Annotated in this window: 12 protein-coding genes; 5 read left to right on the top strand and 7 right to left on the bottom strand. The window is 43.8% G+C overall.

The features are described from left to right. Window positions 1-37: 37 nt before the first annotated feature. The 7 genes from NL644_RS01965 to NL644_RS01935 all read right to left on the bottom strand — a co-directional run bounded on the left by NL644_RS01965 (window position 38) and on the right by NL644_RS01935 (window position 7,998). Complete coding sequence (locus tag NL644_RS01965; protein WP_047008476.1) at window positions 38-1,378, bottom strand: HlyD family type I secretion periplasmic adaptor subunit; 1,341 nt, start codon at window positions 1,376-1,378, stop codon at window positions 38-40. Further along, complete coding sequence (locus NL644_RS01960) at window positions 1,353-3,071, bottom strand: type I secretion system permease/ATPase (protein ID WP_114322807.1); 1,719 nt, start codon at window positions 3,069-3,071, stop codon at window positions 1,353-1,355. Before NL644_RS01960 ends, NL644_RS01965 begins: the two co-directional genes overlap by 26 nt. A gap of 153 nt (window positions 3,072-3,224) precedes the next feature. After that, a complete protein-coding gene (locus NL644_RS01955) occupies window positions 3,225-3,815 on the bottom strand; it encodes a calcium-binding protein (protein WP_005392412.1) in 591 nt (196 codons plus the stop codon). Window positions 3,816-4,022: 207 nt separating this feature from the next. After that, window positions 4,023-4,679 (bottom strand): LuxR C-terminal-related transcriptional regulator, encoded by a 657-nt coding sequence (locus NL644_RS01950; protein ID WP_080619247.1) that lies wholly within the window; start codon window positions 4,677-4,679, stop codon window positions 4,023-4,025. 228 nt (window positions 4,680-4,907) lie between these two features. Further along, entirely contained in the window at window positions 4,908-5,576 is a 669-nt protein-coding gene (locus NL644_RS01945; protein ID WP_048625358.1) for a LuxR C-terminal-related transcriptional regulator, read from the bottom strand. Between the two features lie 248 nt (window positions 5,577-5,824). Further along, window positions 5,825-6,025 carry a restriction endonuclease subunit S gene (locus NL644_RS01940; RefSeq protein ID WP_005392406.1) on the bottom strand — a complete coding sequence of 67 codons (201 nt, stop codon included), beginning with the start codon at window positions 6,023-6,025 and terminating at the stop codon, window positions 5,825-5,827. Window positions 6,026-6,081: 56 nt separating this feature from the next. Beyond that, window positions 6,082-7,998: a methyl-accepting chemotaxis protein gene (locus NL644_RS01935; protein WP_114322806.1), complete on the bottom strand. Its 1,917-nt coding sequence runs from the start codon at window positions 7,996-7,998 to the stop codon at window positions 6,082-6,084. Window positions 7,999-8,308: 310 nt separating this feature from the next. On the opposite strand from NL644_RS01935, the gene NL644_RS01930 reads away from it, so the two are divergent. From NL644_RS01930 to NL644_RS01910, 5 genes are all read left to right on the top strand, one after another. Beyond that, complete coding sequence (locus tag NL644_RS01930; protein ID WP_005392397.1) at window positions 8,309-9,265, top strand: MoxR family ATPase; 957 nt, start codon at window positions 8,309-8,311, stop codon at window positions 9,263-9,265. Window positions 9,266-9,279: 14 nt separating this feature from the next. Continuing rightward, on the top strand, window positions 9,280-10,206 hold the full coding sequence (locus tag NL644_RS01925; RefSeq protein ID WP_053808320.1) for a DUF58 domain-containing protein: 927 nt from the start codon (window positions 9,280-9,282) through the stop codon (window positions 10,204-10,206). A gap of 38 nt (window positions 10,207-10,244) precedes the next feature. After that, entirely contained in the window at window positions 10,245-10,721 is a 477-nt protein-coding gene (locus NL644_RS01920; RefSeq protein ID WP_047008481.1) for a DUF4381 domain-containing protein, read from the top strand. After that, window positions 10,714-11,718: a VWA domain-containing protein gene (locus NL644_RS01915; RefSeq protein ID WP_253657912.1), complete on the top strand. Its 1,005-nt coding sequence runs from the start codon at window positions 10,714-10,716 to the stop codon at window positions 11,716-11,718. Before NL644_RS01920 ends, NL644_RS01915 begins: the two co-directional genes overlap by 8 nt. Further along, on the top strand, window positions 11,711-13,171 hold a 1,461-nt coding region (locus NL644_RS01910; protein ID WP_253657911.1), incomplete at its 3' end, for a VWA domain-containing protein. The genes NL644_RS01915 and NL644_RS01910, both read left to right, overlap by 8 nt.

Genomic DNA, 13,171 nt, shown 5'->3' with positions numbered 1-13,171 from the left:
TTGTCAGTTGTCCGTGTTCACTCAAGTACTTTTGAGATTACTCCTCTCTAAAGGCGCGATTCATGCTTTCAGTGATTGGCTTTATTAAATAACTTAAAGGCGTTCGCGGTTCAGATAAAATAAGCACTTCCGCGTTCATTCCTGAAGTTAAGCGGTGTTTGGCTACATCTTCTTGCGAAATTGCAATTCTAGCGAGGTAAAAATCCTCTTGGTTTTCTTGTGAAAGCTTATCCGCAGAAATCGTTAACACCGTGCCGTCTAATGGTGCCAACGTTCTAGCATTCAGAGCGGTCAGACGAACATGCGCCTGCTGACCTGGGTTAACTAAATCGATATCCTGAGGATTCACGCGAGCCTCGACTAACAACTTATCGTCTTGAGGAACCAACTCTAATAGCGTTTCACCCGAACCAATCACACCTTTTTCGGTAAACACCTGCATGTTGACCACACGGCCAGCAATAGGTGCATTGATGGTTGTTCTCGCTACAATATCTTGTGCTGAGCGATACTCTTCACGAATGGCGACGATTTCCTTTTTGGTGTTTCGTAGCTCCTCGACAATCTCATTCAGTCTTTCAAGCTTCAACTCTTCAATTTGCGCTTGGTTTTCATCCAACCTTTTGCTTACTGTGAGTGATTGTCTGTCTAACTGACTTAAGGTACTCCGCACTTCCGCCGCAAGACGTTTGAGTTGAAGTAAGGTGGATTTACCCGAAAAGCCTTTTTGAACTAGAGCTTGGTTACTGTCTATTTCTTCGGCGATAAAATTGAGTCTTTCTCTCTCAATTACTTTGGTTTGCTGGAGGTTTTCCAGCTCCAAATTTGCCCCAGAAATACTCTGCTCAATGATGCTCAGCTTACTATCAAAGAATCGCTTTCTCGCTTCAAAGATCTTGTTTTGAACCAGTTGAGCTTCTTGGACGATATCGACGCGAGGAATACTTTCAAGATCATCAGACCATACGATCGTTGGCAATTCATCTAGCTCAGCACTTAGACGGTTTTCCTTCGCTAGAGTATGAATAAACTGACCACTTAATGAGTCCAACTTCGCCATAGCTTGTCGCTTAGAGAGTTGAATTAATAATTGACCTTTTTCAACCAAGTCCCCCTCCTGCACGTACAGCTTTTCAATAATGCCGCCTTCTAGATGTTGAATTTCTTGGCGCTTAGTGAGAACAGACAAATCGCCATAAGCAATCGCAGCACTCTCTAATTTCGCTGTCGCAGCCCAGTAGCCTAGACCGCCAAGAAAAACACTTAGCGTCACCACACCAAGTAAAATTGGCTTTCGAAAGCTTAGTTTCGCTTGCGGACTAAAACGATAAACGGTTTCAGACGGATGCTGATTAACGGCTGGCAGTTGATTGCTCATTTCTTACCCTTGGAATATCTGTTCTTTCTTCGCCCATCAAGCGTTTTAATACTTCATCTTTATCACCGTATAATTTGACTCTACCTTCAGCTAAATACAGCAATCTATCCATTTGTCGTAATGTACTCGGATTATGGGCAATGACGATAATCGTTGATCCTTGCGCCTTTAAATGGGCAATCAAACGTTGATATGCAGCCTCTCCTTCACCATCAAGGTTGGCATTAGCTTCATCGAAAATCACAATAGATGGATCGCCATAAACGGCTCTTGCAAGTGCGATTCTCTGCCTTTCTCCTCCTGATAAACCACGGCCATTTTCGCCAATAACGAAATCATAGCCTTTGTTTTTCTTGAGTATTAATTCATGACATCCTGCTAGTTGCGCCGCCTTGATGACTTTAGCGGGGTCTTCCTCTTTGAAGCGCGCGATGTTCTCCCGAATTGTGCCAGGAAACAACTCTACTTCTTGAGCGAGATAACCAAAATGGGCGCCGCGGTCTTCCGATGCCCAAGTAGACACTTCCATACCATCAAGCGTAACCTTACCTGCTAATGGCTTGATCGTACCTAATAACAACCGAGCAAACGTCGATTTACCAGTACCAGAAGGGCCAATAACTCCGACAGCGACTCCGGGAGGAATAGATAAGTTGATCGATGAGAGTACAGGCTCTGCTGTGCCAGGATGGCGATAAGCAAGTCCAGTAAGTTCATAGTGTCCTTTTGGCTTTGGCAGTGGCATATTCGATTCATCTTGGCGTACGATTGCGTCGATTTCTTTTAGTCGTTTATACGCGCCTTTAGCAGACATAGCACTTCGCCATGTTCCAATCGCCTGCTCCATCGGCGAGAGTGCCCGACTCATTAAAATGGAACTCGCGATCATCGCTCCCGCAGTAATCTCATGTTGGATCACTAACCATGCTCCGCCTCCCAACAAAAAGATCTGTAGTGAACCACGTACAAACTTAGAAAAGTTAGCCATGTAAATGGACTTACCTGCCACTCGCTCTTCGAGCATATTGACTTCATTCACGCGCGACTGCCATTTCTCTAAAAACGCGTTCATCATCCCCATAGCAAGAATTGAATTGGCATTTTGCGTGGCTAGCTCGGCGTTGTTGATATGAGAGATCGCCCTAACTTCACTTTCTTGCATGGTTTTACGCGTCATTAGCTCATTGAGTAGCCCGAGACTAAACAATACGATAGACCCGAGTAACGCGATGTGACCCAATACTGGGTGCAATAAATATACGAACAAAATAAACAGCGGTGTCCAAGGCGCATCCAATAGTGGATAGGGTGCTTGGCTGCTCAAAAAGCTTTTGATGTTCTGAATGTCTCGCAGCGTTTGCGAGGTGTAACTCTTCCCTGTGTGCGATTGGTATTGAATGCTGCGCTTAAGCATAAAAGTGGACAGTTTGGTGTCCATCCAATAACCAAATGATTTACTCATTTGCGCGCGAGCGATATCAATAATCGACATGGTTAGTAACGCGACAATCACGATAATAGTGAGCAAAAGTAGAGTATCGGTTGAATAGGAGGATATCACTCGGTTGTACACTTGAAGCATGTACAAGGGAATCGAGAGGACTAGTATGTTGATAAAAAGGCTAAAAGCGATTAGCAAGCCCGCAAGCGTGCATAGTTTTTGTCTCACTTCTTTGAAAACCGTTTTTTGCACGACTATTTCCGTTTAAATTGAAAATGTAGGCGCCAGCAAAAGCTAGCACCTAACTTAAGACAGCCTCAAATACACTCTAGAATGACCGAGTTAGTTCACCTCAGCGTGACAGAGCCACACAAACTAAATCCCATTCTGAGTGATTTAAGTCATTTAGATTGCAAATAAATCCGCACCGTAAGTATTGATGTCAGTTTCGGTAACGCCAATGAGTTTCACGGTTAGATCAGCACCATCGGTAAACACGGCATTACCTACAGCATCATAGCTAAAGCTTAAATCACCGAAGTCTGTGACCGAGTCGCTAATAATGTGCAAAGAATCTTCACCAATGGTGAAATCCACAACTTTTGCTTCGCCATGGCCACCAAACTTATCCGTGAACACAAACTTATCGCCATTGCTGCCGCCAACTAGAACATTATCACCAGAACCAGCTACAAGAATATCTTCACCGACGCCGCCATTTAGTTTGTTGTCACCCAACAAACCCAAAAGCAAATCATTACCTGTACCACCGCCGAGGTAATCGTTTCCTGTACCAGCCCTTAAGATGTCATCACCAGCACCACCAGTTAGGCGATCATCACCGTCGCCGCCGATCACATAATCGTTACCGCCACCGCCAACAAACGAATCATTACCACCAAAACCAATAAACAAGTCATCGCCGCCATCGAAATCAGCAAATTGGTTATTTACACCTGCATCGCCTAGATACGTGTCATTGTCACTTGTGCTCATTTTTATTCCCTCTTGTCTTAATAATTGAATAGACCTTTTATTCTATGTCTGAGTAGATTTGTAACAGACATGAGAAGTCTAATAGTCAACCGAATAGGAATAAGTTTGAATATGGGATGATATTTCAGACTGACATTTTAATAATAAATATAAAACTTAGTACTTTATAGAGTATTTTCTTTTTATTACAGTAAGTTAATACTAGTACTACAGATTTCGCCTAGCCCAACTTGTTGCTTGCGTACGGTTCTTTACTTCTAACTTTCTAAAAATATTGTATAGATGTGATTTAATAGTATGCTCACTGATAAATAAAGAATCAGCAATTTCCATATTTGAGCCTCCTTCTTTCAACATTTTTAAAACTTGAATTTCACGCCGAGTAAGCTCTACCTCGATAGCAGGCTCAATAATGCTATTCGCTTCTTTTCCTCGATAATAATTAACCAGCTGATCCAGTAATCTTCGAGACAGCCAATTATCTCCTTTTATTATTGCTTTTAACCCCTGACACACCTTGTCCATAGAGTCTCCCGGACCGAATATACCCTTTACATGCGGCCATGAGGCGAGTTCTTCTGTGTCTAAGTCATAACCTAAATTAAGCATTATGGTTCCTAGTACTTTATTACTATCTTTTAAATAAACTAAAGTTTCGGATGGAATCTCAACTGAAAAATCAACAAGCAAAAAGTAGCGTTCCGGAATGAGTTCGTGATAACTAGGGTTTTTAGTATCTATGATCGTTATTTTAGTTTCTATATTTTTAGAAAGCATTTCCTTAAAGTTTTCACTCTGTAAACTTTGTTGAGTGAGCATTAGGACTTCAGGCTTTTCCATATACTGTTCCATAATGTTTCTCATACTTTCAGTGACTTAACATTCTTAAATTCGTCGTTAATCGTCCGCACTTAGTGTGATATGTAAGTGCTAGTCCACAGAGTAAAGTTATTTGCTACTTTTTTAAATTCCAAAGTTATTAAAAAGAGAATCAAAAAAAGTGTTTCTCATAAAAGAAACACTTTTAACACATTTAGGTCACAGTAATGATTAAGAATTCACTAAATTAAATAACGTAATATTTCAAGGAGATTACACTGTTAACGTGTTATCCGAAATATTTTCTTTCGCCCAAATAAGTGCTTGGACTCTATTTTTTACTTCAATCTTCTTGAAAATATTGTGTAAATGAGTCTTTACCGTATTCTCGCTCACAAATAGTTGTTCAGCAATTTGTTGATTGGAAGCCCCCATAGAGAGAAAGGTAATTATTTGTTGCTCTCGTTTGGTCAAAATAGCGGGAACATTCTTATTTATCGGTTTGCAGTGGCGACGAAGGTGAGTAATGTATTGCTGAGAAAACTTACGGCTGAACCACATATCCCCCTGAAGCACCTTACCAATCCCAACTTGCAGCGTTTTTATATCATCAGAGGTATAGAAAATACCTGCTAGAGTACGCCAAGCAAAAAGATCTTCAGTCGAAATGGATTGATCACAATTAATTAAGATTTCGAGCGTATCTTTCTGTTGCGACTCTTTAAATTCCGAATAACGCCGAAAGATTTCATCAGTGATCACGCTGCAATCAACAATAATGGCTGACGCTAAAGGCGAATCTAACGCTCCTTGAATAAGAGAATCTGGTGTGATTAGAGCAACACTAATACCGAGTTTGGTCTCCAATACATCTTTCAGCAGAGATGACTGCAGACTGCCCTCCGTGATTAAAATGACATTTCTTGTTTTTTGTTGCTCCATCCTGATCGCATTCCCTTGGTCGCTTTTATTGAAATACGCAATAGATTTAGATAGAGCAGTAGTATTGTCAAGTATGAAAATAACTAGTACTAATTAATAACTCATTGAAGTGTCAATAATTTTTAAGTGGCAAGTCTGTAAGAGGTATTAGCATTTTTCAGGCATTAAAAAAGGGAGCATACACTCCCTTTTTTGTATTTGAGTTGGTGATTTTGTCGCGCCCGTTAGAGCCGAAACCTCACCCTAGCTTAGTGAACTGGAACAGAGTTTTTTTGGTTAAATTTACCAAAGTGTTGCTCTAACACTTCTGGCGTCAACTTACCTTCTGCTTCCAGCTTTTTTAGCTCAGCGACGATCGCTTTTTGCTCTTCTAGCGACGGCAGTTTTACTTCTGGCTCCTGAGCGGCTTCCTGAGAAATCTGCTCTAGTTCTTTTTCGAAGTCATTCATAGTACTTACCTAAATTTAGTTAGTGAACTTTTAAACTTCGGCTATTCTATCCAACTCTATAGCTTGAAGCTACCAACCATCTTGTCCAGACGTGAAGAGAGCGCTTGAAGATCACGACTTGCATCCGCCAGCTCTTCTGCCGTTGCCGTTGTCATTTCATTGATCGCGTTGATTTCTTCAATGTTTTGGTTAATGGTATGCACCACAGTGGATTGCTCTTCCGTCGCCGTCGCAACTTGCGTATTACGATCAGAGATGTCTGTAATTCGCTCAGAAATATTGACTAACACTTCCACGGCTTCATCGGTTGAAGCAACCCCTTCAATAGTGACCGCTTTACCCGCTTCCATCGCACTTACTGCGTCTTGTGCGTCACTTTGAAGTTGGTTGATCATCCGTTGGATCTCTTCTGTTGAGTCAGCTGTGCGTGACGCTAGGTTTCTGACCTCGTCAGCAACCACCGCAAAACCACGACCTTGCTCTCCAGCACGTGCAGCCTCAATCGCGGCGTTCAACGCAAGCAAGTTGGTTTGTTCTGATATGTCACGTATTACGCCCAGAATCGAGCCAATATCTTTAGTTGTCGATGCCAGCTGCGTGACGACAATATTGGTCGTTTCTACGTCATCAGCTAGGCGGCTAATCACCTCTTTGGCTTTCATAACCACTTCACGACCCGTTTGAGTATTATCAGAAGCCTGATTTGCCGTATCGGCAGCAGTAGCCGCGTTCGATGCAATTTCGCTGATGGTCGCACCCATCTGGTTAATCGCCGCAACAACTTGAATGGTTTGATCACGTTGCTCTTGGCTGTTGTCATGTGTGGATGTTGCTTTCGTCGAAACACTTTCTGCCGCTTGACTTAATGAGCCGCTAGTTAAAGCAACTTCTTTCATTGTGGCGTGGATCTTCTCAATAAATCCGTTGAAGCCTTTTGAAAGCTGAGCAATTTCATCATTACCCTTAATTTCAATGCGCTGCGCCAAGTCGCCTTCACCTTGCCCAAGGTCAGTAAAACGATCGGCAATCAGTCGAATTGGTTTAGTAATACTATTTGCCAACCATACGCCCATCAGAATGAATACAACGGCGACAATGATGGTCGTAAACAGCATTTTTTGCGCAGTAGCATTTAGGTCAGCGAAGACTTCATCGACAGGAACTACACCAATGACAAACCAGTTCATTGAAGGAACATACAAACTGGAAACAAACGAGTCCTGCCCTTCAAAGTCCACATTAATCAAATTGAAGCTGTTTTTATTCAGCAGTGCACTCGCATCACTACCAAATAGCTTAGTGATAGAAGTTTGGTTTTTACCTTGTTGACGATGTATTTGAATCTCACCCTGTTCGTTAGTGAGGAACACATAACCCGTATCTTCAATTTTAAACCCATTGAGCAGCGCAACCATGTCGTCCATCGACTTTGAAAGACCTGACATTGATGTACCATTTAAGTCTTGGTAGTTGGCAAACATTTTTACTTCGCCGTTTGCCTCTTGGAAAACGCTCACTGACGTTTCTTGACCAGAAGACGTAAAGCCAAAGAACCAAGCATCTTGAGTTCGATTAAGCTGACGCAAGAACCCGTTTTGATTCCAGTAATATGCCGTTTGACGATTGGCTACCGACGCATCATTAAGTCCGTACTGGGATTTAACGTTATTGAGCTGCTGAACTAACTGAACTTCTACCGACGGATCGCGGTCTGTATTAGATAGAGCTTCGACAATAAACTCGTTTGTTGCGAGCTGTTTTGCGGCTTGTTGCATCTCTACAACTTCGCGGTCAATTTCTGTATTGATTTGCTGCAGCATCGCAGGTAGTTCGATATCAATAAGACGGTGGCTCAACACATCTCTTGCATGACGCTGAGCCATAACACCAACGATAATTGTTGATGCTAAAACAGCAAACGTAATACCAAGTACAACCTTCTGTTTGATGCTCAAGGAATGAAGTTTCAACATATTCGGACCTTTTAAAAGAATCACTTGTTATTGGCCCCATAAGGGGAATCTGGTGCATATCTCATGACACGCACATCACAGAAACTTTATCGGCTCACATATACAAAACTAGAGGCATTTCTCACTATATTATGAAAAATAAATGTAACGCTCTGTCAGATAAGAACTTTCAGTGATAGCAAGTACTTGCAATTCTCTGCAGCGTCCCAATATTGAAAAGATAAATTGCGAAAGCGCATTGGAACTTTTTCCATCTGGAAAATGACCAATACTCAACACAAAAATCAAATGGATATCGAGAGTCCAAAGCATGCATAAATCTAACTTCGAAACTCTTCAGCAATACCTAGAGTCGCAGATCATTGGTCAGCAAGATCTAGTCAAACAACTGCTTGTTGCCCTTTTGGCAGATGGACATATTTTGGTTGAGGGCCCTCCTGGGCTGGCAAAAACCCGTGCAGTAAAATCACTCTCAGATTGTGTTGAAGGCGACTTCCACCGAATTCAGTTTACCCCTGACTTGCTGCCAGCCGATTTAACCGGCACCGATATCTTCCGCCCCGAAACCGGAGAGTTCACTTTCCAATCTGGTCCTATCTTCAATTCTCTTATCCTTGCGGATGAGATAAACCGTGCACCGGCCAAAGTACAAGCGGCGATGCTTGAAGCAATGGCAGAGAAACAAGTCACAGCAGGTCGCCATACTTACCCGTTGCCAGAGTTGTTTTTGGTCATGGCGACTCAAAACCCGATTGAACAAGAAGGGACTTATCCACTACCTGAAGCACAGCTAGATCGCTTTTTATTACATTTAGAAGTGGAATACCCAGATGCGGAGCATGAGCTATCTATCTTGCGTATTAACCGCGGTGAAGCAAAAGGCGAAACTACCGTCGAGCGCCCAATGTTAAGCCAACAAGATATATTCACTGCGCGTAAAGAAGTGTTGGATATTCATATGGCCGAAACGATAGAGCAGTACATCGTCCGTTTAGTTATGGCAACACGTCGAGCCAGCGAATATGACACTGAGCTGGATAAGTGGTTGTCAATGGGCGTTAGTCCACGTGCCACCATCGCTCTGGATCGTTGTGCCCGTGCGCACGCTTGGCTTGCAGGTCGTGATTTTGTGTCCCCAGAAGATGTTCAAACCATGGCTTATCCGGTTTTGCGCCACCGTTTATTACTGAGTTACCACGCTCAAGCGGAAGGCATTACGGCAAACCAAGTCATTGATAAGCTGCTAAACCTCGTTGGCAGTGCATAGGACGAGGGAGTGATATGTCCACAACGCATCCATTGCCACCTCATGCGAATGGGGTGACATTAACCCTTGAAGAGCTGCTGCAATACCGCACTCAATCTGTACGTTGGTTGCCACCAGCACAAAGTATCTGGTCGCAAATGAGCGGTAACCATACCAGCCGCCAAAAAGGGCGAGGCATGGATTTTATGGAAGTACGCCAATACCAACCTGGCGATGATATCCGCAGTATTGATTGGCGGGTAACTGCTCGTACAGGGAAAGCGCACACAAAGTTATTTGCAGAAGACAAAGAGCAAGCTGTGATTCTTTACCTTGACCTGAGTTCTAGCCTGCATTTTGGGTCTAAGTATATGCTTAAGTCGGTTCAATTGGCTCACTTTGCCAGCGTGTTGATTTGGCTCACTTTGGCTAAAAAGGATCGCATCGGTGCGGTGATTGACGATGGACATCAATGTTTTGAGTTTCGCCCTTCCTCTCTACAAAAACAGGGGCTGCGGATTCTTAATGCTATCGTCGATACACATAACGCGCAGGTGGCTCGTACTGCCAACAACGAGGCTCGTACACTGCCGTATACTCAGGTGTTAGAAACACTTCATACACTGACACCTAAGGGCAGCGAACTGATTATGCTCAGCGACTTTGCCCACATAAGCGCAGCAGAGTTGACGCAGTTACGTCGACTAAAACAGCACAACAGTGTGAGGGCTATTCAGTTTTATGATCCTTTAGAAAGAGGTGAAACAAACTTTAGAGGTCAAGTAAAAGCCTCGGATGGACAACGTAGTCAATGGTTCAACTTTGGCTCCAAGGGCCAAAGAAAGGAACTCGAAACACACTTTACTCAACACCAAGAAACCATTAAACAGCAATGCCATTCGATGGCGATTCCATTTAACACGCTATCAAGTGGTTGGCCCTTGATTTCACAATTAAGCTAACAAACTGTACAAGCAGCATTTATTAAGCAGTAATAATAATGACAACAAACAACCAAAGCCTAGACCTTGAACCTCTGATTTTACCAAACGCTCCGGATTGGTTTCCGCTCGCTTGGGGATGGTGGGCAGTGCTTGCGGCCACCGTACTTTTCGTTTTCAGCATTTATCTTTATACGAAATGGCGTAAAAAACGCCTACGCGCGCAAAAGGCAGCCTTAAAACTTTTAACTCAATCTGTCACACCTCATACCCCTTCCTCTGCTCTAGAAATATTGCGTCAGGCGGCATTGAGTTACTTTCCGCGTGAAGAAATCGCGCCATTAACTGGAATCGCTTGGTATGAATTTCTCGATAGCCATACCAAAGAAACTCGATTCGTAGACAAACAACATCAGTGGCAAGAAGCGCTGTATCAGAAATCCTCTCAAGAAAATCATCAAAGCTTGGTCGATGATTGTGTCTTTTGGATAACTCACGCTTTGCCACCAAAGAAAAAGGCAAATAACCGTGACTGAGCAAACACTCATAACCGATCTTGCCCAATGGCTAAACATTGAATTTGTCTGGTGGTGGGCACTATTTTTGCTGCCTGTCCCCTGGCTGGTATACAAGTTCCTGCCACAAGAATCTCAACAAGCCGAGATCAAATTGGCGTACTTACCAGCTAATGAGAATGGCAGCAAGCCTAAGCAAGCCCTGCAAAAATCACTATCAGTGGCGATCTGGGTTCTTCTTATCATTGCTTGTGCGCGTCCAGTTTGGTTTGGTGATCCAGTTGAGTTCCAACCCAAATACCGGGACTTGATGTTAGTCGTCGACCTATCTGGCTCGATGCAGCAAGAAGACATGGAGCTCAACGGCGAATACATTGACCGCCTCACCGCTGTCAAAAAAGTTCTATCGGATTTCGTGGCAAAAAGAAAAGGTGACCGTCTCGGGGTTGTTTTGTTTGGCGATCACGCGTATTTGCAAACGCCACTCACTGCAGACCGTAAAACCGTCATGCAGCAGATTAATCAAACAGTCATCGGCTTGGTTGGTCAACGAACCGCCATTGGTGATGGTATTGGTCTAGGCACGAAAACTTTTGTAGACAGTGATGCTCCGCAACGAGTCATGATTTTGCTTAGTGACGGCAGCAACACTGCCGGTGTGCTCGAACCGCTCGAAGCAGCGGAAATAGCAAAAAAATACAATGCGACCATTTACACCGTAGGCGTAGGTGCTGGTGAAATGATGGTGAAAGAGTTTTTCATGACTCGCAAGGTTAACACCGCAGCCGACTTGGATGAGCAAACACTAACTAAAGTGGCAGAGATGACTGGTGGACAATATTTTCGGGCGCGAGATACTGAACAGCTCGAAAAGATCTACGACACGATCAACCAGCTCGAGCCCGTGTCAAGCGACACGCAAACTTGGCGTCCGCAGTCAGAATGGTTCCCATACCCATTAAGCGCTGCATTCGTACTGTCGGTATTGTTATTCCTACTGAGGAGAAAACATGGCTGAGTTTATTTTCCTTAACCCTTATTGGCTTTTGGGGCTTATCGCAATCCCTATTGCGCTCTTGCTCAATCACAAATTTAGAGCAAAAAAATCGACACTGATTGCCCCTCACCTAGCTAAAGTGCTCGGACAAAACACGCAGTCCAAACACTATTTTATTCTCTGGGGCGTAGCTTGGGCGATTGCCTGTATTGCGCTAGCGGGACCAAGCTGGCAATCCAACGCTCGCCCAAGCTTTGAGTTAAACCAAAACCGCATTTTAGTGCTTGATATGTCTCGCTCGATGTTCGCTACGGACATCAAGCCTAATCGACTCGCGCAAACACGTTATAAGGCGCTGGACTTACTTCCTAAATGGAAAGAAGGGGCTACGGGTCTTATTGCTTACGCTGGCGATGCCTATAACTTAAGTCCACTGACGACTGATTCCAGTACGCTTGCCATCATTATCGAGAATTTGTCACCAGAGCTAATGCCTTTTCAAGGGGCAAACCTGCCTTCCGCAATTGAATTAGCGCTCAACCAGTTCTCTCAAGCAGGTGTGCAACAAGGCGACATCATCGTGTTAGCTGATGACCTTGATGAGTCAGAACTGTCTCGGACGTTGAATTTGGTCGAAGGTAAAAACATTCGCATCTCAGTTCTCGCAGTAGGAACCGCTAATGGCGCTCCCATCGCCCTACCCGATGGTTCTCTTTTAAAAACTGCACAAGGCACAACAGTCGTAGCGAAAACAAATCTGAAGAATTTACAAATACTAGCAAAGAAAACAGGTGGAATTTTTGTTCCTATTCAGCACACCAATCGCGATGTTGAGAACATTTCAGCCTTTACGAACAACGTTGGCAGTCAACTTTCGGCCAAGCAGAGTGAAGAAGTGAGCACTGACTCTCGCTTAAACGGTGGCTTTTGGTTGCTGCCGCTGTTACTTCTGCCTGCAGCTTTACTGTTCCGACGCGGCCTGATTTGGGTGTTTGTGGCAACAATAATACCGATGACTTGGACACAACACGCCGAAGCAAATCCGTTCTTAAATGCCGACCAACGAGGAGCGGAACTCTACAAGCAAGGTGAGTATGAACAGGCGCAAAACCTATTTACAAACCCAAGCTGGAAAGGAGCCGCCAGTTACCAAAAAGGTGACTACGAAGCCGCTATCGAAGCATTTTCTCATGACTCCTCTCCTAACGGCCGCTATAACCTTGCCAACTCTCTGGCGCAAAATGGTCAATTAGAAGAAGCGGCAGAGCTTTATAAAAAACTGCTTGAAGAAAAGCCCAACTTTGAAGCTGCAAAGAAAAACTTGTCGGTTGTGGAACAGAAGCTGAAACAGCAACAGCAACAGCAACAGCAACAGCAACAGCAACAGCAACAGCAACAGCAACAGCAACAGCAACAGCAACAGCAACAGCAACAGCAACAGCAACAGCAACAGCAACAGCAACAGCAACAGCAA

Origin of the sequence: Vibrio sp. Y10_XG_PY6, from assembly GCF_024181795.1 — a bacterium.
In the GTDB taxonomy this organism is placed as follows: Bacteria; Pseudomonadota; Gammaproteobacteria; order Enterobacterales; family Vibrionaceae; genus Vibrio; species Vibrio diabolicus.
This window is presented reverse-complemented; position numbering and strand designations above follow the sequence as displayed.